Origin of the sequence: Martinezella tropici, assembly GCF_003287875.1 — a bacterium.
GTDB classification, from domain to species: domain Bacteria; phylum Pseudomonadota; class Alphaproteobacteria; order Rhizobiales; family Rhizobiaceae; genus Rhizobium; species Rhizobium tropici_C.
The window spans coordinates 198,160-220,615 of record NZ_QMKK01000046.1; the positions used below are offsets into that span (position 1 = coordinate 198,160).

The 22,456-nt window shown below is 60.9% G+C and carries 24 protein-coding genes; 15 read left to right on the plus strand and 9 right to left on the minus strand.

The genetic code is table 11. The annotated features are described in order from the left end of the window. Positions 1 to 2 precede the first annotated feature (2 nt). The 7 genes from DQ393_RS21090 to trmB all read left to right on the plus strand — a co-directional run bounded on the left by DQ393_RS21090 (position 3) and on the right by trmB (position 7,170). Entirely contained in the window at positions 3 to 1,055 is a 1,053-nt protein-coding gene (locus DQ393_RS21090; protein ID WP_112343664.1) for a PhoH family protein, read from the plus strand. A gap of 19 nt (positions 1,056 to 1,074) precedes the next feature. Then, the gene (gene ybeY, locus DQ393_RS21095) at positions 1,075 to 1,581 is read left to right on the plus strand and encodes an rRNA maturation RNase YbeY (protein ID WP_112343665.1); all 507 of its coding nucleotides are present in this window, start codon (positions 1,075 to 1,077) and stop codon (positions 1,579 to 1,581) included. Positions 1,582 to 1,606: 25 nt separating this feature from the next. Next, on the plus strand, positions 1,607 to 2,779 hold the full coding sequence (locus DQ393_RS21100; protein WP_112343666.1) for a hemolysin family protein: 1,173 nt from the start codon (positions 1,607 to 1,609) through the stop codon (positions 2,777 to 2,779). Positions 2,780 to 2,857: 78 nt separating this feature from the next. Continuing rightward, positions 2,858 to 4,459: an apolipoprotein N-acyltransferase gene (gene lnt / locus DQ393_RS21105; RefSeq protein WP_112343667.1), complete on the plus strand. Its 1,602-nt coding sequence runs from the start codon at positions 2,858 to 2,860 to the stop codon at positions 4,457 to 4,459. Between the two features lie 151 nt (positions 4,460 to 4,610). Continuing rightward, positions 4,611 to 5,030 carry a helix-turn-helix domain-containing protein gene (locus DQ393_RS21110; protein ID WP_112343842.1) on the plus strand — a complete coding sequence of 140 codons (420 nt, stop codon included), beginning with the start codon at positions 4,611 to 4,613 and terminating at the stop codon, positions 5,028 to 5,030. A gap of 188 nt (positions 5,031 to 5,218) precedes the next feature. Further along, the gene (gene metK / locus DQ393_RS21115; RefSeq protein WP_112343668.1) at positions 5,219 to 6,472 is read left to right on the plus strand and encodes a methionine adenosyltransferase; all 1,254 of its coding nucleotides are present in this window, start codon (positions 5,219 to 5,221) and stop codon (positions 6,470 to 6,472) included. Further along, positions 6,469 to 7,170, plus strand: a complete 702-nt coding sequence (trmB, locus tag DQ393_RS21120; protein ID WP_112343669.1) for a tRNA (guanosine(46)-N7)-methyltransferase TrmB — start codon at positions 6,469 to 6,471, stop codon at positions 7,168 to 7,170. Before metK ends, trmB begins: the two co-directional genes overlap by 4 nt. Before the next feature lie 162 nt (positions 7,171 to 7,332). Here trmB and DQ393_RS21125 read toward each other — a convergent pair whose 3' ends face one another. Together DQ393_RS21125 and DQ393_RS21130 are read right to left on the minus strand one after the other, a co-directional pair. Next, positions 7,333 to 7,590, minus strand: a complete 258-nt coding sequence (locus tag DQ393_RS21125; protein WP_112343670.1) for a DUF1150 family protein — start codon at positions 7,588 to 7,590, stop codon at positions 7,333 to 7,335. 157 nt (positions 7,591 to 7,747) lie between these two features. Continuing rightward, the gene (locus tag DQ393_RS21130) at positions 7,748 to 8,179 is read right to left on the minus strand and encodes an Hsp20 family protein (protein ID WP_112343671.1); all 432 of its coding nucleotides are present in this window, start codon (positions 8,177 to 8,179) and stop codon (positions 7,748 to 7,750) included. 230 nt (positions 8,180 to 8,409) lie between these two features. On the opposite strand from DQ393_RS21130, the gene DQ393_RS21135 reads away from it, so the two are divergent. After that, positions 8,410 to 9,354: a nucleoside hydrolase gene (locus tag DQ393_RS21135; protein WP_112343672.1), complete on the plus strand. Its 945-nt coding sequence runs from the start codon at positions 8,410 to 8,412 to the stop codon at positions 9,352 to 9,354. A gap of 63 nt (positions 9,355 to 9,417) precedes the next feature. On the opposite strand, the gene DQ393_RS21140 is transcribed toward DQ393_RS21135, so the two are convergent. The 3 genes from DQ393_RS21140 to DQ393_RS21150 form a co-directional block, all read right to left on the minus strand. Further along, positions 9,418 to 11,763 (minus strand): methyl-accepting chemotaxis protein, encoded by a 2,346-nt coding sequence (locus DQ393_RS21140; protein WP_112343843.1) that lies wholly within the window; start codon positions 11,761 to 11,763, stop codon positions 9,418 to 9,420. 193 nt (positions 11,764 to 11,956) lie between these two features. After that, positions 11,957 to 12,856, minus strand: coding sequence for a ribokinase (locus DQ393_RS21145; protein ID WP_112343673.1), 900 nt, complete (start codon positions 12,854 to 12,856; stop codon positions 11,957 to 11,959). A 103-nt stretch (positions 12,857 to 12,959) separates the two neighbouring features. Further along, positions 12,960 to 14,138: a DNA recombination protein RmuC gene (locus tag DQ393_RS21150; protein ID WP_112343674.1), complete on the minus strand. Its 1,179-nt coding sequence runs from the start codon at positions 14,136 to 14,138 to the stop codon at positions 12,960 to 12,962. A 186-nt stretch (positions 14,139 to 14,324) separates the two neighbouring features. Between DQ393_RS21150 and def the strand changes: the two genes are divergently transcribed. The 6 genes from def (at position 14,325) to arsC (ending at position 17,807) form a co-directional block, all read left to right on the plus strand. Further along, positions 14,325 to 14,840, plus strand: coding sequence for a peptide deformylase (gene def, locus DQ393_RS21155; RefSeq protein WP_112343675.1), 516 nt, complete (start codon positions 14,325 to 14,327; stop codon positions 14,838 to 14,840). 66 nt (positions 14,841 to 14,906) lie between these two features. Next, on the plus strand, positions 14,907 to 15,167 hold the full coding sequence (locus DQ393_RS21160) for a FitA-like ribbon-helix-helix domain-containing protein (RefSeq protein WP_112343676.1): 261 nt from the start codon (positions 14,907 to 14,909) through the stop codon (positions 15,165 to 15,167). Between the two features lie 15 nt (positions 15,168 to 15,182). Further along, on the plus strand, positions 15,183 to 15,602 hold the full coding sequence (locus DQ393_RS21165; RefSeq protein ID WP_112343677.1) for a type II toxin-antitoxin system VapC family toxin: 420 nt from the start codon (positions 15,183 to 15,185) through the stop codon (positions 15,600 to 15,602). A 72-nt stretch (positions 15,603 to 15,674) separates the two neighbouring features. Further along, a complete protein-coding gene (gene fmt / locus DQ393_RS21170; protein ID WP_112343678.1) occupies positions 15,675 to 16,622 on the plus strand; it encodes a methionyl-tRNA formyltransferase in 948 nt (315 codons plus the stop codon). Further along, on the plus strand, positions 16,622 to 17,428 hold the full coding sequence (gene truA, locus DQ393_RS21175) for a tRNA pseudouridine(38-40) synthase TruA (protein ID WP_112343679.1): 807 nt from the start codon (positions 16,622 to 16,624) through the stop codon (positions 17,426 to 17,428). The genes fmt and truA overlap by 1 nt, the downstream gene beginning before the upstream one ends. Continuing rightward, positions 17,406 to 17,807 (plus strand): arsenate reductase (glutaredoxin), encoded by a 402-nt coding sequence (arsC, locus tag DQ393_RS21180; RefSeq protein WP_112343680.1) that lies wholly within the window; start codon positions 17,406 to 17,408, stop codon positions 17,805 to 17,807. Before truA ends, arsC begins: the two co-directional genes overlap by 23 nt. 9 nt (positions 17,808 to 17,816) lie before the next feature. On the opposite strand, the gene DQ393_RS21185 is transcribed toward arsC, so the two are convergent. From DQ393_RS21185 to dapD, 3 genes are all read right to left on the minus strand, one after another. Beyond that, the gene (locus tag DQ393_RS21185; RefSeq protein WP_112343681.1) at positions 17,817 to 18,416 is read right to left on the minus strand and encodes a hypothetical protein; all 600 of its coding nucleotides are present in this window, start codon (positions 18,414 to 18,416) and stop codon (positions 17,817 to 17,819) included. Further along, the gene (gene dapE / locus DQ393_RS21190; RefSeq protein ID WP_112343682.1) at positions 18,403 to 19,596 is read right to left on the minus strand and encodes a succinyl-diaminopimelate desuccinylase; all 1,194 of its coding nucleotides are present in this window, start codon (positions 19,594 to 19,596) and stop codon (positions 18,403 to 18,405) included. Before dapE ends, DQ393_RS21185 begins: the two co-directional genes overlap by 14 nt. A gap of 158 nt (positions 19,597 to 19,754) precedes the next feature. Continuing rightward, positions 19,755 to 20,612, minus strand: a complete 858-nt coding sequence (gene dapD, locus DQ393_RS21195; protein ID WP_112343683.1) for a 2,3,4,5-tetrahydropyridine-2,6-dicarboxylate N-succinyltransferase — start codon at positions 20,610 to 20,612, stop codon at positions 19,755 to 19,757. A gap of 214 nt (positions 20,613 to 20,826) precedes the next feature. Here dapD and DQ393_RS21200 point away from each other — a divergent pair, with 214 nt between their 5' ends. Further along, positions 20,827 to 21,699 carry an LOG family protein gene (locus tag DQ393_RS21200; RefSeq protein WP_112343684.1) on the plus strand — a complete coding sequence of 291 codons (873 nt, stop codon included), beginning with the start codon at positions 20,827 to 20,829 and terminating at the stop codon, positions 21,697 to 21,699. 62 nt (positions 21,700 to 21,761) lie between these two features. Here DQ393_RS21200 and DQ393_RS21205 read toward each other — a convergent pair whose 3' ends face one another. Then, entirely contained in the window at positions 21,762 to 22,397 is a 636-nt protein-coding gene (locus DQ393_RS21205; RefSeq protein ID WP_112343685.1) for an EF-hand domain-containing protein, read from the minus strand. Positions 22,398 to 22,456 lie beyond the last annotated feature (59 nt).

Below are 22,456 nucleotides of genomic sequence, written 5' to 3' on the forward strand. Positions count from 1 at the left end.
GCTTGAACGGACAGGAATTGGTTTCTTCTTCATCGCGCCAGCCCCGCACCGCGAGCGACGCCAATCACTTCACCCTGACGTTCGAGAATAATCGGTTCGCCAGCGAACTTTTCGGGCAGTTCGACCAGAATTTGAAGCTGCTCGAGGAGCGGCTCGGCATCGATGCCCGCGCCCGCGGCAATTCCGTCGTCATAGCGGGCGATGTGCTGGCCACCAATCAGGCACGCCGCACGCTCGATTACCTCTATGACAAGCTGCAAAAAGGCGGCAATGTGGAGCGATCCGACGTGGAAGGGGCAATCCGCATGGCGGTTGCCGCCGACGATCAATTGACGCTGCCGACCATGGAGAGAAAAGCCAAGTTGACGATGGCGCAGATTTCGACGCGCAAGAAGACGATCATCGCCCGCACGCCGACGCAGGATGCCTATATGCGGGCGCTGGAACGGTCCGAGCTCGTCCTCGGCGTCGGCCCTGCCGGTACGGGCAAGACCTATCTTGCCGTGGCACACGCCGCCCAGCTTCTGGAGCGCGGTGCCGTGGAAAAGATCATCCTGTCGCGTCCGGCCGTCGAAGCCGGCGAGCGCTTGGGCTTCCTGCCCGGCGACATGAAGGAAAAGGTCGATCCCTATCTTCGTCCGCTCTATGACGCGCTTTATGACATGATGCCGGGCGACAAGGTCGAACGCGCCATCACCGCAGGCGTCATCGAGATCGCGCCGCTCGCCTTCATGCGTGGACGCACACTCTCCAACGCCGCCGTCATCCTCGACGAGGCGCAGAATACGACATCCATGCAGATGAAGATGTTTCTGACGCGCCTCGGCGAGAACTCGCGGATGATCGTGACCGGCGATCCGAGCCAGATCGACCTGCCGCGCGGCGTCAAGTCCGGCCTGGTGGAAGCGCTGCAGCTGCTGGATGGCGTCGAGGGCATCACCATCGTCCGCTTCAAGGATACGGACGTCGTCCGCCATCCGCTGGTGGCGCGCATCGTTCGGGCCTATGATTCCACCTATGCCGCAAAGGCAGAGGAAAGCGATCCGCAGATCTGATCTGCGGTTACGAAAGCTCATGGCCGAACTCGATATACAGATCAGCGTGGAGGAGGGCGATTGGCCCTCCGAAGAGGTATTGCAGTCGCTTGCCGAACGCGTGCTGGGCGAAGCTGCAAATTATCTCAGGAAATACGAGAAGCAGCCATTTCCAAAAATGGCGACCGAACTGTCGCTGGTCTTCACGGACGACGCCTCGGTCCGCGAGATCAATGCGGAATGGCGCTCGCAGGACAAGGCGACGAATGTGTTGTCCTTCCCGGCCTTCCCGCTTCAGCCCGGCGGCAAGCCAGGTCCTATGCTGGGTGATATCATCATCGCCAGGGAGACGGTGGAGCGTGAGGCGATCGATCTGGAAAAGAGTTTCGACGACCATCTGACGCATTTGATGGTGCATGGTTTCTTGCATCTCTTCGGCTACGACCATATGAATAATAGCGAAGCCGAAAGAATGGAGGGGCTGGAGACTCGCATTTTGGCGAAGCTTGGCCTATCTGATCCCTATGCGGGACAAGACCCCATTTGATCTGAACCCTGTCTGACCAGGAACAATGAGCGACTTTACGACAAGATCGGCCCCTGAGGCCAAAGACGGAGCCGAAGCAGCCTCCTCCGACGAGGTAGGCAGTAGTAGCAACGGCAAGCGATCCCATTCTTCATTCTGGGCACGTGCCGCGCGCATTCTGCGCCCGGCACAGGACGCCGCCCGCTTGCGCGAGGACCTTGCCGACGCGCTGATGACCAACGCCGCCGGTGATGATGCCTTTTCGCCCGATGAGCGTGCAATGCTGCACAACATCCTGCGCTTCCGCGAGGTGCGCGTCGAGGATGTCATGGTGCCGCGCGCCGATATCGAGGCAGTGGATCAGAATATCACCATCGGCGAGCTGATGATCCTCTTCGAGGAGAGCGGCCGTTCGCGCATGCCCGTTTATGCCGATACGCTGGACGATCCGCGCGGCATGGTGCATATCCGCGACCTGCTCTCCTATGTCGCCAAGCAGGCCCGCAACAAGCGCCGCAGCGGCAGTGCCAAGACGGCGGCCGCTGCAACGGCAGCCCCTGCGGCCGAAAAGCCGGCGCGCTCGGCCAAGCCGAATTTCGATCTTTCGCGCGTCGATCTGCAGAAGACGCTGGCCGAGGCTGGCATCATCCGCAAGATCCTGTTCGTGCCGCCCTCGATGCTCGCCTCCGATCTCCTGCGGCGCATGCAGGTCAACCGCACGCAGATGGCGCTCGTGATCGACGAGTACGGCGGCACGGACGGTCTGGCTTCGCATGAGGACATCGTGGAAATGGTCGTCGGCGACATCGACGACGAGCACGATGACGAAGAAGTGATGTTCAAGCGCGTCTCAGAGGATGTCTTCGTGGCAGACGCCCGCGTCGAGCTCGAGGAGATCGCAGCCGCGATCGGTCCGGATTTCGATATCGCCGAGCAGGTCGACGAAGTGGACACGCTCGGCGGCCTGATCTTCTCAGCGCTTGGCCGCATTCCTGTACGTGGCGAAGTGGTGCAGGCGCTTCCAGGCTTTGAATTTCACATTCTCGATGCCGATCCGCGCCGCATCAAGCGGGTGCGCATCACGCGCAAGCGCCATGCCGCTCGCCGCCGGCCGACCGTCAAGCTGGAAGGTGAGGCAGGCGCGCCCGAGCGCGATTTGCCGGCACCGGAAGCGATCGCCGAGGAACCGCCGGCCGAGCGCAACGCCGCCAGCCAATAAATGGCGCGAAAGCGGGACAAATCGCTCCGTTTTTGAAAGACTGCGGCCAGTTGATTCGCAGTTGAACGGAGCTGGCGCATGGAATGGCTTTCGGGCCGGGTGATCCTCGTCTGGGGTTTCAAACGTGCGTTGCTTGTGATTCTTGCCGGTGCCGTCGGCGTTCTGGCGCTGCCGCCTTTCGGCTTTTTCGCCGCGATGTTTATCTCCTTCACGCTGCTGGTCTGGCTGCTGGACGGTGTTGCCGCGGGCCCGGACAGCGGCCTGCTCGGACGGCTGTGGCCGGCCTTCTTCACCGGCTGGCTGTTCGGCTTCGGCTATTTCGTCGCCGGCCTTTGGTGGCTCGGCCATGCGCTGCTGATCGATGCCGACGAGTTCGCCTGGGCCTTGCCGCTGGCGATCCTCGGCCTTCCCGCCTTTCTCGCGGTTTTCTACGGCGTGGCGACCGTGCTTGCCCGCGTCCTCTGGTCGGACGGCATCGGGCGCATCGCCGCGCTCGCCTGCAGCTTCGGTATAGCGGAATGGTTGCGCAGCTTTCTCTTCACCGGCTTTCCCTGGAACGCCATCGGCTATGGCGCCATGCCCATTCCGCTGATGATGCAGTCGGCGCATGTGATCGGCATGCTGGGCGTCACCGTACTTGCCGTCTTCGTTTTCGCGGCACCGGCCTTGCTCGGCACGCGTCAGGGGCGGCTGCCGGGGATCGGCCTTGCCGTCCTCATTGCCGCTGCTCATTTCGGCTATGGCTATTATGCGCTCAGCCAACCGGAAGCTCCGCTCACCGATGCCAAGACCGTGCCGGTCGTGCGTATCGTCCAGCCCTCCATCGACCAGGAAGCCAAGATGGATACGGCTGCCGATCGCGCCGCCATATTCGACAGGCACCTGGCGCTTTCGGTTCAGCCGCCGGCAAACGGCGGCAAACGGCCTGACATCATCGTCTGGCCCGAGACTGCCGTACCCTTCATCCTGACCGATAACCGGGATGCCCTTGCCCGCATCGCGGATCAGCTCGACGATGATCAGATCCTGATCACCGGCGCCGTCCGCGTCGAAGACATGGGACCGGGCGTCGAACCTCGCTATTACAATTCGATCTATGTCATCGACGGCCGCGGCCAGATCATCGGCGCATCCGACAAGACCCATCTCGTGCCCTTCGGCGAATATGTGCCCTTCGAACACATCCTCAGCTATCTCGGCATCGAGAATGTCGTGGAACTGCCGGGAGGATTTTCCGCGGCGGCCAAGCGGCAATTGCTGACCTTACCCGACGGCCTCAAATTTTATCCGCTGATCTGCTATGAGATCATCTTTCCGAATGAGATGACGCCGGAGATCCGGCAGGCCAATGCCATCCTCAATGTCACGAATGATGCCTGGTTCGGCGACACGCCCGGTCCATACCAGCATTTCCTCCAGGCAAGGGTGAGGGCAGTGGAACAGGGACTGCCGCTGATTCGAAGCGCCAATACCGGCATTTCAGCTTTTGTCGACCCTCATGGGCGTGTGCTTTCTGGTATTGATTATAATCAACAAGGCTTCATCGATACCACTTTGGGTGGCGCAACCCTGTCGCGCATAGACGACAAAGCCAGGAAAATATACTTTTGGTTGATTGTCGGGGTAGTCGCCTTGACGGCGCTGATTTCACGCATGGGTTTTATTTCCAGGGTGAATTGACCAAAAAACCCTAAAATTGCATAGTGCTTAGTGTCCGCCTTTCGAACGTAGACTGGAGGCCTTGGGGGTGTCGGCTGCAACGTGGCGTTATAGGGGTGGTGAAGGGTACCGGGTGGCAGGTCCTGAATTCAACCTATGTTAGGGTATTATGATGATTGAAAACAAAAAGAAGCCTAACCCGATCGACATCCATGTCGGTAGCCGCATACGCCTCCGCCGCACGATGCTTGGCATGAGCCAGGAGAAGCTCGGCGAAAGCCTGGGAATTACGTTTCAACAGATTCAGAAATACGAAAAAGGCACCAACCGCGTTGGCGCCAGCCGCCTGCAGAATATTTCCAGTATCCTCAATGTTCCGGTTTCCTTCTTCTTCGAAGATGCGCCGGGTGAACATTCGGCCACCGCCGGCGGTATGGCCGAGGCGTCCAGCTCCAACTACGTGGTCGACTTTCTGTCCTCTTCCGAAGGATTGCAGCTCAATCGCGCTTTCGTGAAAATTTCCGATGGCAAGGTCCGACGCAAGGTCGTCGAGCTGGTCAAGGCGCTCGCAGCCGAGGCGGATGCCGAATAGCCCTTCGAAGCAAGGTTAAAACCGGTAAAGTCGAGAGGCGGTCATTTTGGCCGCCTTTTCCGCATTTGCGGCAAAATTTTATCACTTAGGCGGGGATATAAAGATATATTTATGTCCTTGTGCGACTTGTTTTTCGAGCTGGAGACGAATATCAAAAGCAGAGATTTGTTCTTTGAGGGGAATCCCGCATGCGCGCGAATTATCTGTTTACGAGTGAGTCTGTTGCCGAAGGTCACCCGGATAAAGTCTGTGACCGCATCTCCGATGAAATCGTCGACCTGGTTTACCGCGAGGCCACGAAGACCGGCGTGAACCCATGGACCGTGCGCATCGCATGCGAGACCCTCGCCACCACCAACCGTGTCGTCATCGCCGGTGAAGTTCGCCTGCCGCCGAGCCTGATGAAGAAGGACAAGGATGGCAACGACGTCATCAATCCTTCGAAGTTCAAGGCCGCCGCCCGCCGTGCCATCAAGGATATCGGCTACGAACAGGATGGCTTCCATTGGAAGAAGGCCCGCATCGACGTGCTCCTGCATTCGCAGTCTGCCGACATCGCCCAGGGCGTCGACAATGCCGCCGACCAGCAGGGCGATGAAGGTGCCGGCGACCAGGGCATCATGTTCGGCTATGCCTGCCGCGAGACTCCGGATCTCATGCCGGCACCGATCTACTATTCGCACAAGATCCTGCAGCTGCTCGCCGCCGCCCGCAAGAAGGGCGATGGCGAAGTCGCCAAGCTCGGCCCGGACGCAAAGAGCCAGGTGACCGTCCGTTACGTCGATGGCAAGCCGTCGGAAGTGACCTCGATCGTGCTTTCCACCCAGCATCTCGATGATAGCTGGGATTCGAAGAAGGTTCGCTCCGTCGTCGAGCCCTATATTGTCGAAGCGCTCGGCGATCTGAAGATCGCCTCCGATTGCAAGTGGTACATCAACCCCACAGGCAAGTTCGTCATTGGCGGTCCAGACGGCGATGCCGGCCTCACCGGCCGCAAGATCATCGTCGACACCTATGGCGGCGCAGCCCCGCACGGCGGCGGTGCCTTCTCCGGCAAGGATACGACCAAGGTCGACCGTTCCGCAGCCTATGCCGCCCGCTATCTCGCAAAGAACGTCGTTGCCGCCGGTCTTTCCGATCGCTGCACGATTCAGCTGTCCTACGCCATCGGCGTTGCCCAGCCGCTGTCGATCTATGTCGACCTGCACGGCACGGGTAAGGGCGTCACCGAGGATCAGGTCGAAGCGGCCATCCGCAAGAACATGGATCTTTCGCCGACCGGCATTCGTCGTCATCTCGACCTCAACAAGCCGATCTACGCCAAGACCTCGGCTTACGGTCACTTTGGCCGCAAGGCCGGCCGTGACGGCTCCTTCTCCTGGGAGCGTACGGACTTGGTGAAGGCTCTCAAGGAAGCCGTGAAACTCCGGGAAGCCGCATGATCGATACCGAGCGCCGGTCGCGGGCGACGGAAGCATTCTTCGGCCGGCGCAAGGGCAAGGCCCTGCGCGGCCAGCAGGCTGAAAAGCTGGAAGCATTGCTGCCGCAGTACATCGTCGATCTTTCCGCCCCGGCGCCGCAGCCGCTGAATGATCTTTTCCCGGTGCCATCAGAGCGTCTGCGCTTGGAAATCGGCTTCGGCGGTGGTGAGCATCTGATCCACAGGGCGCTGGAGCAGCCGAAGACCGGCTTCATCGGCGTCGAACCCTTCGTCAATTCGATGCAGAAGCTGCTTGCGCGCGTCGACGAAGCCGGCGCGCACAATATCCGTGTCTACAATGACGACGCGACGCAGGTGCTGGATTGGTTGCCGGACGGCTGCCTGGATCAGATCGACCTGCTCTATCCGGATCCCTGGCCGAAGAAGAAGCACTGGAAGCGCCGCTTCGTCTCCCAGGTGAACCTTGCCCGCTTTCATCGCGTCCTGAAGCCAGGCGCCCTTTTCTGCTTCGCCTCCGACATCGATACCTATGTCAATTGGACGCTGCAGCATTGCCAGGCGCATGGCGGCTTCGAGTGGACCGCGCAGAATGCCGCCGACTGGCTGACGCCCTATGAGGGTTGGCCGAGCACGCGCTACGAGGCCAAGGCCAGGCGCGAAGGGCGCTCGTCGGCCTATCTGACCTTCAAGAGGGTCTGATTGCTCGTTTCCGGGGGCAGAAATTTGAGGTCTCGGTGATCGCATCACCCTCGTGAGGACCGCCTCTCGAGGCGGTCTGGATCATGCGCATGCGTCGCAGGATGGGCCGGTTCGATGCGGTCCTTGCGAACGGTGAATTTCACCGTTGGGCGACGCCTCAGGTCAGTGCAGGCTGACCGTCTTCAATTCGTCTTCGGCAGCACGGTAGAAGGTGCTGGAGCGATTGTCCGTCAAAAGGATCGGCGTGCCGTCGGCTCCGAAAAGTGCCCAGAGATCGACATCAGGATCGATATCAGGCGCTTCCGGGAAGCAGCGGGATACTTCGGACCAGTCCATTTTTCTGATGTAGGCGACCTCGCCGGTGCCGATATCGGCAAGTTCGGTTTGGGTCAGGCGGGCGGTGGCTTCTTTCAACAACATGCTCGTACCTCCAGTATGAGGGACCAACGGCTCCAAAGCGCAATGCCGAAAGCTGCAAGCGGCTTTCAGACGGCATCATGCTCCAGCTATTTGATTCCAGACCGGATTCAGATTTCAGGCCGATTCGGTCTGAGATCATCCGGCCTGGGCCGTTGTCCTACTGTGAGACCGAAATGTTAATTTTCTTTACTATGCGGTCCGGTTCCGGCCGGATGAGGTCGACAGAGAGCAGGCCGTTCTTCAGCGTGGCACCGAGCACCTGCATGCCGTCCGCAAGCACGAAAACGCGCTGGAACTGCCGGGCGGCGATACCACGATAGAGATAGTCGCGCTCACCCTGTTCGATCTGGCGGCCGCGGATCAGCAGCTGGTTTTCCTCCGTCGTGACATCGAGCTCATCTTCGGAAAAGCCGGCGACAGCCAGCGTGATGCGCAATCGCTCCGGCTCGCCAGACAGGCGGTCCGCACGCATGCGTTCGATATTGTAGGGGGGATATCCGTCACTGACCTTGGAAATCCGCTCCAGCGTCTTTTCCATAGTATCGAAGCCCAGAAGCAGCGGGCTGGCAAAGGGAGTCGTCCGGCTCATTGTCTCAAAGTCCTTGGGTGTCAAGCGACCGTTCCGGACCTGATCTTCAGCACCCGGTTGTCTCTAATATGGGAGTACGCGCTTGTGAGTGCAAGCCATCGTGCTTTCGCATTTGCGAGAGGGAAATCCGCCGTGACGATTCGTTCGCCACACAGCTGTCCAGCGCTTGACAAAGCCTGACCGGACCCGCGACAAAGCCTGTCGATCTTTACCGGAGGAAAGCCACAGATATGACCGAACCTAGAAAAATCATCATCGATACCGACCCCGGTCAGGACGATGCCGCGGCGATCTTCCTCGCCTTCGGCAGCCGTGAGGAGATCGACGTGCTTGGCATCACCACGGTCGCCGGCAACGTGCCGCTGCGGCTGACGAGCCGTAATGCCCGCATCGTCTGCGAACTCTGCAATCGACGCGACGTCAAGGTTTTCGCCGGCGCCGACGCGCCGCTCAAGCGCAAGCTGGTCACGGCCGAGCATGTACACGGCAAGACCGGTCTTGACGGCCCGGAGCTATCAGAACCGACCATGGAGCTGCAGGCCGGTCACGCCGTCGATTTCATCATCGACACGCTGCGCAGGGAGCCGGAAGGGGCAGTTACCCTCTGCACGCTTGGACCGCTGACCAATATCGCGATGGCCTTCCAGAAAGCGCCCGACATCGTCGGGCGCGTGCGCGAACTTGTCATGATGGGCGGCGGCTTCTTCGAGGGTGGCAACATCACGCCGGCAGCCGAATTCAATATCTATGTCGACCCAGAGGCCGCGGACGTCGTATTCCGCTCCGGCGTGCCCATTGTCATGATGCCGCTCGATGTCACGCATAAGCTGCTGACCCGCAAGGATCGGGTCGCGCGTATCGCTGCCGTGGGCACTCCGCCGGCCAAGGCCATGGTCGAGATGCTGGAATTCTTCGAGCGCTTCGACATCGAGAAATACGGCTCGGACGGTGGCCCGCTGCACGACCCGACCGTTATCGCTTACCTCTTGAAACCCGAGCTGTTCAAGGGGCGAGAGTGCAATGTCGAGATCGAGGTTACGTCGGAGCTGACGGTGGGCATGACCGTTGTCGATTGGTGGCATGTCACCGATCGTAAGCACAATGCCAAGGTCATGCGCGATGTCGATGCGGATGGCTTCTTCGCGCTTTTGACGGAACGGTTCGCTCGCATCTGAAAGGGGCAACAAAAAGCCGCCGGATCGCTCCGGCGGCTTTTTTATTCATCAAACTGAGCCGGCTTAGAATTCTTCCCAATCGTCCTGGGCCAGCGCATTGGCGCCCTGGGTCTGAGGAATGGGCTTGCGCATCGGTGCGGCTGCGGGCGCCGTCGCCTTGCGTGGGGAGACAGGCGCCCTCATCTGCCGGGCGGTGGCCCGCAAAGCGCCGGCATTGTCCTGCGCGGCGCCTGCGGTGCGGAAGCGCGCGACAAGGGCCTTCAGCGTCTGGGCTTCCTCGGCAAGCGCCACGCTGGAGGCCGTGGTTTCCTCGACCATCGCGGCGTTCTGCTGGGTCACCTGATCCATCTGGTTCATGGCGGAGTTGATTTCCTTCAGCCCGATGGCCTGCTCGCTCGCGGAGGCGGAGATCTGCCGGATCAGCCCGTTGATCTCCATCACCTGCTGGGCGATCTTGTGCAGGGCATCGCCCGTGCGGCCGACCAGATCCACGCCTTCCTTGACCTGACCCGCAGAAGCATTGATCAGGGTTTTGATTTCCTTGGCGGCATTGGCCGAGCGCTGGGCGAGCTCTCGAACTTCCTGTGCTACCACCGCAAACCCTTTGCCGGCCTCACCCGCACGGGCAGCTTCGACGCCGGCGTTGAGCGCCAGCAGGTTGGTCTGGAAGGCGATCTCGTCGATCACGCCGATGATGCGCGACACTTCCTGCGACGATTGCTCGATGCCATGCATGGAGGAAATGGCACGCTCGACGATCTCGCCGGAATGCTCGGCATCCTGGGACGCGGCATTGACGCTGCTTGCGGCGATGCGGGCGTTTTCGGCGCTCGAATTGACCTGCGCAGTGAGCTGGTTGAGGGCCGCCGCCGTCTCTTCGAGGCTTGCCGCCTGCTGCTCCGTGCGGCGGGCGAGATCCGAGGCGCTGTTGCTGATTTCGCCGGTGCCGCCGCCAATGTTGCCGACGCTGACATTGACGGTATGAACGGTTTCTTCGAGGCTGGCTAGCGCGGCATTGAAGTCCTGCTTGAGCTGGGCGTATTCGCCCGGGAACTCGTCGGTGATCCGCTGGCTGAGATTGCCTTTCGAGAGTTCGGCCAGGCTTTGCCCCAGAATGCTCACGATCTGGCGCTGCAGCGCGACGCTCTCGCCGCGCTCGGCTTCCGAACGGCGGCGCTCGCCCTCGGCCGCCAGGCGCTGATCGTTGGCCTCGCCTTCGAGGCGCTTGGTATCGGCCAGCTTGAAACGGAAGCCTTCCAACGCCTTGGCGACGGAACCGACTTCGTCGGCGCGCACCTGACCGGCAACCGGCTCGGCGTAGTTGCCGGCGCTGAGGCGATTGACGCTGGCGACGAGACCGGCGAGCGGCGTCTGCACGAAGCCGCGCACGGCGGCATAGAGAGCCAGCATGACGGCGGCGAGCACCAGAATGCCGGCGACGATCATCATATAGGTCTGGTCACGCACCGGCGCTGCGATCGCGCTGTGCGGCACGTCGATCAGAACGACCCAGGTCGCGTTGAGGCCCGGAACGGCGAAGGGGTAGACGACGCGATCGAATTCTTCGCCGCCGTTTTCCGAAAGGTTTCTGAGGACGTTTGCGGAAGAGGAGGTCAGCGCAGTCTTGATGACGTCAGCGCCCGAGCCGTTATAATCTTTCATCAGCAGGTCGGGTGCCGGCGCGACAAGCCACTTGTTATCCTGGGAAACCAGCAGAACACGGCCGGTGCCGAAAGGCTGAAGTTTCTGCAGCTTGGAGGAAAGCGAGGCAAGAGAGATGTCGACACCGGCAACGCCGATCAGCTTGCCGCCTGACATGACCGGATAGGCGATCGAGCTCATGGTCGTGGGAACGTCGGTGCCCTGAGCGAGATAGGGCGGGGTGATGGCACCCTTGCCGCTGTCGGCGGCGAGCTTCCACCAGGCAGCGGTGTAGTCGTTGTCGAAGGTAGAGAACTGGATGCCGCCGTCCTTGGTTTTGGACCAATAGGGTGTGAAGGCGCCCTTGTCGTTGACGCCTTCATCCTTGTTGTTGGCGAGCTCGGTCGTCTTGCCGTCCAGCGCGCCGAGCTGTTCGCAGAACCAGCTGCCGAAGGCAAAGGCGTTCTGTTCGACATTTGCCTTGAGGATGTTGATCATGCCCTTTCGGTCGAAGGTATGGCCTTCGTGGCCGCGGCCGATGATGGCGGCCATGGAGCGGGCGGCACTGGCCATTTCGCCGACATTGGCGGCGATTTCATGGGAGATGGATTTGGCTTCGGTATTTGCCTGATCCATCGTCAGCGCCTCGACACGATTGCGAGTCTGGGAAATCAGTAGAAAGTTGGAAACCAGCAATACGAGCGCAATCGCCAGCCCGGTGACCAAGATCAGCTTGGCCGCAAGCGACTTCATACGAAAGATGAACATCATTTCCTCGAAAAAACGATGCGTCGGATACACATTATCCAGATGCAAGGTCGGCGCAGGATGGCCCCGTCATGGGGCCGCCGTTAAAATTCCTGCCGCAGCCGGAAGGCCATACACGCCAGGCCAGAGGAGAATGATATGGAAGCGCAAAAATTTAATTAATTGCGCTTCGCGAGAGTTGTAAAATTTAGGCCTAAAGCTTTTCGGCGACTTCGCTGGCAATCGGGATGGAGGGCTGCGCGCCAGGCTTCAGGCAGGCCAGCGAACCGGCGACGGCAGCGCGGCGCAGGCTGGCATGAAAATCCAGGCCCTGATCGAGGCTTGCGGCAAAATAGCCGCAGAAGGTATCGCCGGCGCCGACCGTATCGACCGGCTCGATGACGAGGCCCTTGGCACGCGAAAGCTCGCCGTCACGGATGGCGATGACGCCGTCGCCGCCAAGCGTGACGATCAGCGTCTGGCCGGTTTCGCCATGCAGGCGGACGAGAGCAGCCTCGCGCTCGGCTGCCGACATGTTGTCCTGGCCGGCCAGTCTTTCGAATTCCGTCTCGTTGGCGATGACGATATCGGCAAGCCGGCCGAGGCGCGCCGCCTCCGGGATCAGGGGCGCGAGGTTGAGCACGGTGCGCACGCCCTTCGCCTTTGCCGCATTCAGCGCCATCTCGACGGCAGCGACAGGGATTTCGAGCTGAAGCATCAGCGTATCGCCGGGGTTCAGCGCCGCCACGGCAGCTGTTGCGTGTTCGGCCGTATTCGTGCCGTTGGCACCGGGAACGACTGCGATCATGTTCTCGCCGTCGCCTCCCACCAGAATGAGAGCCGTGCCGGTCGGCTCGGACACGCGCCTGACGGTGGAAAGATCGGCGCCGGCCGCATCGAGCAAGGCAAGCGCAGGCTCCGCAAAGCCGTCATTGCCGACTGCCCCGGTCATGCGCACGGTTGCCCCGGCGCGGCGCGCGGCGAGCGCCTGGTTGGCACCCTTGCCGCCGGCGGCGGTGGAAAAGCCGTTGCCGGCGACTGTTTCGCCCGGCTTCGGCAAACGATCCGTGGTGGCGATGAGGTCCATATTGATGGAACCGAAAATAGTGATCATGCGGTGTCCTGCCCTGGGTGTTGATCCCGCATGATCCTGCCCGAAGGCCGCCTTATGTCTTTGTGGATCATGCGTCGATTGGGCGCGACACTGCCCGAAGCGATCAGTCCTCGTCAACTACCCTGAGCTTGAGTTGGTTGGTGCGGTTGTCGACAGGCTTGGGCCTGTCCTCCGTGCGCGCCTTCATCGGCTCTTTGGCGGTCTCGAATTCCAGCGCCTCTATGCGCTCGCCGCGCCTCGCCAGCTTGTCGGCCGAGGTCACGATCATGTCGACATCCTTCTGCGCCATGGCGAAGTGGCCCTGCAGCTTGCGCACGCGTTCATCCAGGCGTGAAAGATCGTCCATCAGATGCGCCACTTCGCTCTGGATGACATGAGCCTGCTCGCGCATGCGCTGATCCTTCAGGACAGCCTGGATGACCTGGATCGACAGCATCAGCAGCGAAGGTGAGACGATGACGATGCGGGCGCGCTGAGCCTTCTGCACGATCGTCTCGAAATTCTCGTGGATCTCGGCGAAGATCGACTCGGACGGCACGAAGAGAAAGGCAGTATCCTGTGTTTCCCCAGGGATCAGATATTTCTCCGAAATGTCGCGAATATGCAATTCCAGATCCCGGCGGAACTGCTGTGCGGCGATCTTGCCATGTTCGGGACTGCCGGCGCTGCGGATGGCGTTCCAGGCCTCCAAAGGAAACTTTGCATCGATGACAAGCGGTGGCGAGCCGTTGGGCATGCGAACGGTGCAGTCCGGCCGCGAGCCGTTCGAAAGCGTCGCCTGGAATGTATAGGCACCCATCGGCAGGCCGTCGGCAATAATAGTCTCCATGCGCGCTTGACCGAAAGCGCCACGCGTCTGCTTGTTGGAGAGAATGGCCTGCAGGCCGACGACATCCTTTGCGAGCGTCTGGATATTGGTCTGCGCCGCATCGATGACGGCAAGCCTCTCCTGCAGGCGGCGCAGGTTCTCATGCGTCGAGCGCGTCTGCTCACCGATCGTCGCCGTCACCCGCTGCGACATGCCGTCGAGACGCTGACCGATGGCCTGATTGAGCTCGGCCTGCCTGGAGCCGAAGACTTCGGCCATGGTGGCAAGCCGCCCCTGCATCTCCGCCTGCGACCGCAGCAGCGCCGCCATCGTGTGCTCGGTATCGAGCTCATCGTCCTCCGCCCTTGCCTTGCCGCGGACGAAAAGGACGATGACTGCGATCGCAAGCAGGATGACGAGGCCGGTCAGGACCTGGACCGTGGAAATGGCTTGACCGAAGATGATGAAGGACATGAAACCTGGGGCGCTGATGGAGTTCTTTGCGCAAGCATAGCAAAATTGTTGTGAATATCCAGATCAAACCGTGAACAAAATTTCGAGGCCACCCGCTGCCGTTCGGATTGCTGCCGTTGAAAAAACACCGCCTCACCGCCATCTTGGCGATTCCATCGCACAACAAGATGCGTTATGGGAAACGTCATGACGATCAAGCCACTCATCATTTTGCCCGACCCGCTGCTCCGCCAGGCTTCCAAACCCATCGAGCAGATCGATACCGAAATTCAGCGCCTCGCCGACGACATGCTGGAAACCATGTATGACGCGCCGGGCATCGGCCTTGCCGCGATCCAGATCGGCGTTCCCCGCCGCATGCTGGTCATCGACGTTGCGCGCGAAGGCGAAGAGAAGAAGCCGCTGGTGTTCATCAATCCAGAGATCGTCGCGTCTTCGGATGAGCGCTCGGTCTATGAAGAGGGCTGCCTCTCCATTCCGGATTACTATGCGGAAGTGGAACGTCCCGCGCGCGTCACCGTCAAGCATCTCGACCGCGACGGCAAGGAGCTGGTCACGGAAGCCGAGGGCCTGCTTGCAACCTGCGTGCAGCACGAGATCGACCACCTGAACGGCGTCCTCTTCATCGACCATATCTCGCGCCTGAAGCGGGAGATGGTGATCAAGAAGTTCACCAAGGCTGCCAAGTCGAAGGCTCTATAATTCCCGGCCATTGAAAGATCGGCCTGAGACGCCTATGATATCATTGATATCAAAATGGAGGCGCGAATGAGTGATCTGTTGTTGCGCGGCATCGACGACAGCTTGAAGAAGCAGTTGCAGGCCAATGCCAGCAGGCATGGCCGCAGCCTCTCGGATGAGGCAATCTCCCTGTTACGTCAGTCGCTCGGGCGCGAGCGGGATGGAAGCAAGTCGGCGGGGCAGCGATTGAGAGCCGTTCTCGGCGTAGAAAAACTTAGCGAAGAAGAAATCGAGGCGATCAACGCGTTTCGAAATGCGCCGGATCGCGAGCCGCCCCATTTCGAATAGCCCTGTGGCCTGCGCATGATCGTTCTGGACACGAATGTCGTATCGGAGCTGCAAGGGCGGCTGCATAGCGAACGCATATTGTCCTGGCTTGATAGCGTCGCCATCGAGGCCGTTTTTCTGACAACCATCACCATGGGCGAGATCCGGTTCGGACTGGAGCTCCTGGCTGACGGGAAGCGCAAGGCGGCATTGATTGCGGAGCTGGACGCGATAGAGGCAGAGTTTTCGGGCCGCGTTCTGGGATTTTCGAGCAATGCTGCCCATCAATACGGAATAATCTCCGCTCAGCGCCACAAGATTGGGCGAAGGATGGAAACGAAGGACGCCATGATCGCCGCCATCTGCCTTGCAAACGGGGCGGCATTGGCGACGCGCAACACAAAAGACTTCGAGGGGCTTGATCTCGAACTCATAAACCCGTTTGAAGGCGGCTAGCGTCTGACCCCGATGGCGCGTGCCGTCGCTACCGGGTCATTCGAAACTTGATATCTCAGCCGGAGGGATCGCATGTCGCTCAACATTATTTTCATGGGAACGCCCGAATTTTCCGTGCCGACACTGCGGTCCTTGATCGATGCCGGACATAAGGTTCGCGCCGTTTACACGCAGCCACCGCGCCCGGGCGGTCGGCGCGGGCTCGACCTGCAGAAATCGCCGGTGCATCAGGCGGCCGAATTGCTGGGCCTGCCGGTCTTCACGCCCGTCAACTTCAAGGATCCCGACGAACGCCAGCGCTTTCGCGATCTGAACGCCGATGTCGCCGTCGTCGTGGCGTACGGCCTGCTGCTGCCGGAGGCAATCCTGACCGGTACGCGCCTCGGCTGCTACAACGGTCATGCCTCTTTGCTGCCGCGCTGGCGTGGGGCCGCCCCCATCCAGCGGGCGATCATGGCGGGCGACACCAAGACCGGCATGATGGTAATGAAGATGGACAAGGGTCTTGATACCGGGCCGGTCGCGTTAACGCGCGAGGTCGAGATCGGCGACGCCATGACTGCGGGTGAACTGCATGACAGGCTTATGCTCGTGGGTGCGAAGGCCATGGCCGAGGCCATGAACAAGCTGGAGCATGACGAGCTGCCGCTGACCGCCCAATCATCCGAGGGCGTTCTCTATGCCGCAAAGATCGACAAGGGCGAAACCCGCATCGATTTCGGCAAGCCGGCGGCCGATGTTCACAATCATATTCGCGGCCTGTCGCCTTTTCCCGGTGCATGGTTCGAGGCCGACATCGCCGGTCGTCCCGAGCGCATCAAGGTTTTGGGCTCGGAATTGGCAGAGGGCAACGGAGCCTCCGGTCAGGTCCTGACGGATGATCTCGTCATTGCCTGCGCTTCCGGCGCCGTCAGGCTGACAAAGCTGCAGAAGGCCGGCGGCAAGCCCCTGGCAGCAGCCGATTTCCTGCGCGGAACGCCGATCGCGCCGGGCACCGTGCTCGCATCGGAGCAAGCCTGATGCCGCGTTACAAAATGACCGTCGAATATGACGGCATTCCCTATGTCGGCTGGCAGCGCCAGGAAAACGGCCCCTCCGTGCAGGGCGCGATCGAGGGCGCCATCCTGTCCTTGACGGGCGAGACGGTTTCGATCCGAGGAGCAGGGCGTACCGATTCCGGCGTGCATGCCATGGGTCAGGTCATGCATGCCGACCTCTCCAGGGAATGGAAGGCCTATACGCTGCGCAATGCTCTGAATGCCCATCTCAAGCTTGCCGGTAACCGTATTGCCATTCTCGATATCGTCGAGGTCGACCAAAGCTTCGATGCGCGCTTTTCAGCCATTCGCCGCCACTATCTCTATCGCATCATCGCCCGCCGCGCGCCTCTCGCATTGGAAACCGGCCGTGCATGGTGGGTGCCGAAGGATATGGATCACGAGGTCATGCATGCCGCGGCGCAGACCCTTGTGGGACGGCATGATTTCACCACCTTCCGTTCGGCACATTGCCAGGCGAATAGCCCGGTGCGCACGCTCGATAGGCTGGACGTGACGCGCAGCGGCGAGCTGATCGAGATCCGCGCCACGGCGCAAAGCTTCCTGCACAACCAGATCCGCTCCTTCGCCGGCACCTTGAAGCTGGCGGGCGAGGGCAAATGGACGCCCGGCGATGTGCGCGCGGCGCTCGAAGCTAAGGATCGCAAGGCCTGTGGCCCTGTCGCCCCGCCGGACGGGCTCTATTTCATGCAGGTGGATTATCGCGACGATGCCGGTCTGCCGGGCGGCGAGAGGGAGGCTGCCGATGACGGTGACGATCTATCATAACCCCGCTTGCGGCACGTCGCGCAATACGCTGGCGATGATCCGGCAGTCCGGGGAGGAGCCCGTCGTCATCGAATATCTGAAGACGCCGCCCAGCCGGGAAGAGCTGGTGAAGCTCGTCTCCGCCATGGGTCTGACCGTGCGCGACGTTCTGAGGGAAAAGGGAACGCCCTATGACGAACTTGGTCTCGGCGACCTCGATCTCACCGACGATCATCTGCTTGACCGGATGATCGAATATCCGATCCTGATCAATCGCCCGATCGTGGTCACGGAAAAGGGCGTGCGCCTCTGCCGTCCTTCCGAACGCGTGCTCGATATCTTGTCGAATCCGGATATCGGTCCCTTTGCCAAGGAAGATGGTGAGGTCGTGGTCCGGTAGACACGGGCCTCAACCCGGCGGATAAACCCCGAGGAAACGCTGCAGGAAATCCGTCAGCAGCAGGTTTGGAATGAGCAGCATCAGCGTCAGCGTGCCGACGAAAAGCGGATGCGTACCGCAGATCATCCTGAGGATGCGCGCCAGCGCAAAGATGGTGGCCATCGTCAGCGCCAGCGATAAAAGTGCCGCCAAGGCCTTCGAACCGGGGACGAAGACGATCATGGCGACGAGCAATGCGTTCAGATAATTCGCCGGCACGAAAAGCCAGTTCACCGTAACGACGATCGGGGTGAACTTGTCGCCGAAACGGAAGACCAAAAGCAATAAGCCAGCGAGAATGGGCGGTGTCAGCCAGTTCGCAGCCTCGACCAGCGCAAGACGCAGAAAGAAGGCGAGGCCGGTGGATGTTTCGGGCGGCATGGCCGTCAGATAGGCCTGCTGCCACCATAACCATGAAATGCCGATCGACGGCAGGCTCCAGAGGATGGCCCAGAAGGAGCGCAGCATGCCGCGGTCCGATATGTCCAGATACTGGAAGCCGCGCGCATCCATGCGGATCAGCAGCCATAGACCGGACAGATAATATTGGACTTCCCTAAAGGTCGGCATTCTCGAACCAGCGCTGGATGAAGGTCTGGTAGATCTCGGTCAATGTTTCGAGATCCGAGAGCGCCACCCGTTCGTCGACCATATGCATGGTCTGGCCGACAAGCCCGAATTCCACGACGGGGCAGTAGTCCTTGATGAAGCGTGCGTCGGACGTGCCGCCGGTGGTCGACAGCGCCGGCCTTTGACCGGTGATGTTTTCGATGGCGGAGGAGAGCGAGGCGATCAGCGCATTGTTGCGCGTCAGGAAGACCTGGCTCGGACGCTCCGACCAGACGATGTCGTATTTCGCCGGCGGACGGCCGGGGCGCAGCGTCTGATCTGCCGCGGCCGCATCCAGGCGTGCGATGATTTCAGCCTTCAGCGTATCGGCAGTCCATGTGTCGTTGAAGCGGATGTTGAAGGCAGCGGTTGCCTTGGCGGGAATGACGTTGGTGGCGGCATTACCGACGTCGATGCTTGTCACTTCGAGGTTCGACGGCTGGAAGCTGTCCGTACCCGCATCAAAGGGTGGATCGAGCAGCGCTTCCGTCAGCTTGATGATGCTGCGTACCGGGTTGTCGGCAAGATGCGGATAGGCGGCGTGGCCTTGAACCCCGTGAACGGTGATGGTGCCGGAGATCGAACCGCGGCGGCCGATCTTGATCATGTCGCCGAGCCGGTCGGGGTTGGTCGGTTCGCCGACGAGCGAGGCATCCCATGTCTCGCCGCGCTCGGCCGCCCATTGCAGCAGCTTGACCGTGCCGTTGATTGCTGGCCCTTCTTCGTCGCCGGTGATGAGGAAGGAGATCGAGCCGGCGGGCTTGCCATGCTTCTCGATATGACGCGCAACCGCTGCCACGAAGCAGGCAATGCCGCCCTTCATGTCGACGGCGCCACGGCCGAAAAGCTCGCCATCGGCGATTTCGGCGGCAAAGGGCGGGTGGCTCCAGGAAGCGGCATCGCCGACCGGAACGACATCCGTATGGCCGGCGAACATCAGATGCGGTCCGTCTGTGCCGAGCCGCGCATAGAGATTTTCGATATCGGGCGTTCCCGGCTCGCTCGCCGTCATGCGCTCGATCTTGAAGCCAAGCGGTGCGAGCATGTCGGCAAGCGCGGTCAGCGCGCCACCCTCGGCAGGGGTAACGGAGGCGCAGCGGATCAGGGTCTGCAGGTTTGTGATGGGATTGGTAACAGTCATCGGAGGCAACTTATCCGGCGGGAAATGGCAAAGCGATGGCAAAGGATCGGTGACGACTCGAAAATCTTTGCAGCGATTCCAGCAATCGCACAGGCATGCTCACCCGGCAAGCATGAGGGAAGCGCGATATGGCAACCGCGCTTCCGAAAATTCCAAAATCAGTCGCGCAGCAGCTCGTTGATGCCGGTCTTCGAGCGGGTCTTTTCATCGACGCGCTTGACGATGACGGCGCAATAGAGGCTCGGAGCCGGCTGGCCGTTCGCCATGGTATTGCCGCTCGGCAGCGCGCCGGCGACGACGACCGAGTACGGCGGAACTTCGCCATAGGTGATCTCGCCGGTGGCGCGATCGACGATCTTGGTGGACTTGCCGATGAACACGCCCATGCCGAGCACCGAACCTTCACGGATGATGCAGCCTTCGACGACTTCGGAGCGGGCGCCGATGAAGCAATTGTCTTCGATGATGGTCGGGCCGGCCTGCATCGGCTCCAGCACGCCGCCGATGCCGACGCCGCCGGAAAGATGCACATGCTTGCCGATCTGGGCGCAGGAGCCGACCGTCGCCCAGGTGTCAACCATGGTGCCTTCCCCGACATAGGCGCCGAGATTGACGAAGGACGGCATCAGGATAGCGTTGGGGGCGATATAGGCGGAATGACGCACGACGGCGTTCGGCACGGCGCGGAAGCCGGCTTCGCGGAAGCGGTTTTCACCCCAGCCTTCGAACTTCGAGGGAACCTTGTCCCACCAGGTGGCGCCGCCGGAGCCGCCTTCGACGATCTTCATATCGTTGAGGCGGAAGGAGAGCAGAACCGCTTTCTTGAGCCATTGGTTGACGATCCAGTTACCGTCAGCGCCACGCTCGGCGACGCGAACCTTGCCGCTATCGAGGAGATTGAGCGCCGTCTCGACGGAGTCGCGCACTTCGCCGCGCGTCGACGTGTTCACATTGTCGCGATTGTCGAAGGCGGCCTCGATGGACTTTTCGAGGGAGGCGAGATCGTTAGCGCTCATGGGAATTCCTTAAAACGTCAGTGCCTATCGTGATTTCCGGCAAGGGTCCGGAAGCGGTCGATTGGTCCTATAGCATGGAGTTTGAAAATGGAATGTCTTTTCCGCGCCGATTGAGCTTGGATTCAAGGCGTTGTAGGGGCATATGCAAGAGCTTGGCGGTTTTCGTCCAAGGACGGGAACGGCCCGTCGTGATCGTTTCGAAAGGCATGAATAGATGAGCAAGGCGAAGAGCGGCAGGCTGAGGCGTAAGGACGGGGTTTGGGACCCGTTGAAGACGAGCTCGGCGGACAAGCAACGGGCCGAGTCGGTGCCGCGCACGCCGCAGTCGATGTCGCCGTCCTACCGTCTTGCCTATGCCGATGAGGATTTCCTGTGCCGTGAGGAACTGCGGCCGATCCGCTTGCAGCTGGAGCTGCTGAAGACCGAAATGTCGCTCACCGAGCGTGGCATCAAATCGACCGTCGTCATGTTCGGTGGCGCGCGCATTCCCGCCCCCGGCACCAATGCCTGGGCCGCCCGCAACGAGGTGCAGCGCGCCAATCTCGAAGCGGCATCGGTCTATTATGAAGAGGCACGCAAGTTCGCCCGGCTTTGCTCCCGCTATTCCGCCGGCTTCGATTTCCATGAATATGTCGTCGTCACCGGCGGCGGCCCAGGCGTGATGGAAGCAGGCAATCGCGGCGCGGCCGAAGAAGGAGCGCCCTCGATCGGCCTCAATATCGTGTTGCCGCACGAGCAGGCACCGAATGCCTATGTGACGCCGGAACTCAGCTTCAATTTCCACTATTTCGCGATCCGCAAGATGCATTTCATGGTGCGCGCCAAGGCGATCGCGGTATTTCCGGGCGGCTTCGGCACGCTCGACGAATTGTTCGAGTGCCTGACGCTGATCCAGACCGGCCGCATGGAGCGCCTGCCGCTCATCCTCTTCGGCGAGAAGTTCTGGCGCAGCATCATCAATTTCGAAGCGCTGGCGGAGTTCGGCACCATCGCGCCAGACGATGTCAACCTGATCAGCTTCGTCGATACCGCAGACGAGGCCTGGAAGATCGTCGCGGATTTCTACGAGCACGATAACGGGCACTGACAAGGAGAAGCCCGCCGTCGCATGGGCGAGGGCGGGCTCCCGGAGCGGACTGATCGATCGGTTTACAGCAGTGGGCGGTTCGGCATGTCGTCCAGCGAGATCACGCCGTCATGGTTGCGATCCATACGGTCGAAGAGCTTGTTGGCGGCGTCTTCGGCTTCCTGCTTGCTGATCTGGCCGTTTTCATCCTTGTCGATGCGATGGAACATCATCATTCCGCGCATCATGCCTGCTTCGTGCATGAAGCGGCCATGGTGTCCGTGATGGCGTGGTCCATTATTGCCGCCATTGTCGTCGGCCCCAGCCTGATCGCCCTTGCTCTGATCGTTCTGGGCCCGACTATTGCCCTGATCGCCATCTGCCTTGGCGCGCTCGGCCTTCCATTCCTTGATGCGTTCCTGGCGATAGGCGCGCAATTCGCCGGGGGTGATTTCGCCGTCGTGATTCGTGTCGATCTGGTCGAAAATCTTGTCGACGCCGGCCTTCACCTCATCCCGCGTGACCTTCGTGTCGCCGGGCTGGCCGAATTGCTTCAGCATGCGCACATAGACGATTTCCGGTGAAAAGCGTGGTCCGTGCCAGCGTCCGCCGTGCCCGCCCCGTGCTTCCTCGCTCTGCGCTGCAAAGCTTGCCTGGGCGGCAGCACCCACCAGAAGGGCGGCGGAAAGTCCTGCAAGAAGAAATTTTTTCCCGTTCATCGTTTTTCCTTTCGTGTCGAGGAATGGTCAAACGATACGGCTGATGGTCGAAAGCGACC

What these genes read in the sequence shown, in the direction of transcription:
- ybeY (WP_112343665.1), top strand. Translation starts at nt 1,075, where the DNA reads ATGGCCGAACTCGATATACAGATCAGCGTGGAGGAGGGCGATTGGCCC.
- DQ393_RS21100 (WP_112343666.1), top strand. Translation starts at nt 1,607, where the DNA reads ATGAGCGACTTTACGACAAGATCGGCCCCTGAGGCCAAAGACGGAGCC.
- lnt (WP_112343667.1), top strand. Translation starts at nt 2,858, where the DNA reads ATGGAATGGCTTTCGGGCCGGGTGATCCTCGTCTGGGGTTTCAAACGT.
- DQ393_RS21110 (WP_112343842.1), top strand. Translation starts at nt 4,611, where the DNA reads ATGATTGAAAACAAAAAGAAGCCTAACCCGATCGACATCCATGTCGGT.
- metK (WP_112343668.1), top strand. Translation starts at nt 5,219, where the DNA reads ATGCGCGCGAATTATCTGTTTACGAGTGAGTCTGTTGCCGAAGGTCAC.
- trmB (WP_112343669.1), top strand. Translation starts at nt 6,469, where the DNA reads ATGATCGATACCGAGCGCCGGTCGCGGGCGACGGAAGCATTCTTCGGC.
- DQ393_RS21125 (WP_112343670.1), bottom strand. Translation starts at nt 7,590, where the DNA reads ATGTTGTTGAAAGAAGCCACCGCCCGCCTGACCCAAACCGAACTTGCC.
- DQ393_RS21130 (WP_112343671.1), bottom strand. Translation starts at nt 8,179, where the DNA reads ATGAGCCGGACGACTCCCTTTGCCAGCCCGCTGCTTCTGGGCTTCGAT.
- DQ393_RS21135 (WP_112343672.1), top strand. Translation starts at nt 8,410, where the DNA reads ATGACCGAACCTAGAAAAATCATCATCGATACCGACCCCGGTCAGGAC.
- DQ393_RS21140 (WP_112343843.1), bottom strand. Translation starts at nt 11,763, where the DNA reads ATGTTCATCTTTCGTATGAAGTCGCTTGCGGCCAAGCTGATCTTGGTC.
- DQ393_RS21145 (WP_112343673.1), bottom strand. Translation starts at nt 12,856, where the DNA reads ATGATCACTATTTTCGGTTCCATCAATATGGACCTCATCGCCACCACG.
- DQ393_RS21150 (WP_112343674.1), bottom strand. Translation starts at nt 14,138, where the DNA reads ATGTCCTTCATCATCTTCGGTCAAGCCATTTCCACGGTCCAGGTCCTG.
- def (WP_112343675.1), top strand. Translation starts at nt 14,325, where the DNA reads ATGACGATCAAGCCACTCATCATTTTGCCCGACCCGCTGCTCCGCCAG.
- DQ393_RS21160 (WP_112343676.1), top strand. Translation starts at nt 14,907, where the DNA reads ATGAGTGATCTGTTGTTGCGCGGCATCGACGACAGCTTGAAGAAGCAG.
- DQ393_RS21165 (WP_112343677.1), top strand. Translation starts at nt 15,183, where the DNA reads ATGATCGTTCTGGACACGAATGTCGTATCGGAGCTGCAAGGGCGGCTG.
- fmt (WP_112343678.1), top strand. Translation starts at nt 15,675, where the DNA reads ATGTCGCTCAACATTATTTTCATGGGAACGCCCGAATTTTCCGTGCCG.
- truA (WP_112343679.1), top strand. Translation starts at nt 16,622, where the DNA reads ATGCCGCGTTACAAAATGACCGTCGAATATGACGGCATTCCCTATGTC.
- arsC (WP_112343680.1), top strand. Translation starts at nt 17,406, where the DNA reads ATGACGGTGACGATCTATCATAACCCCGCTTGCGGCACGTCGCGCAAT.
- DQ393_RS21185 (WP_112343681.1), bottom strand. Translation starts at nt 18,416, where the DNA reads ATGCCGACCTTTAGGGAAGTCCAATATTATCTGTCCGGTCTATGGCTG.
- dapE (WP_112343682.1), bottom strand. Translation starts at nt 19,596, where the DNA reads ATGACTGTTACCAATCCCATCACAAACCTGCAGACCCTGATCCGCTGC.
- dapD (WP_112343683.1), bottom strand. Translation starts at nt 20,612, where the DNA reads ATGAGCGCTAACGATCTCGCCTCCCTCGAAAAGTCCATCGAGGCCGCC.
- DQ393_RS21200 (WP_112343684.1), top strand. Translation starts at nt 20,827, where the DNA reads ATGAGCAAGGCGAAGAGCGGCAGGCTGAGGCGTAAGGACGGGGTTTGG.
- DQ393_RS21205 (WP_112343685.1), bottom strand. Translation starts at nt 22,397, where the DNA reads ATGAACGGGAAAAAATTTCTTCTTGCAGGACTTTCCGCCGCCCTTCTG.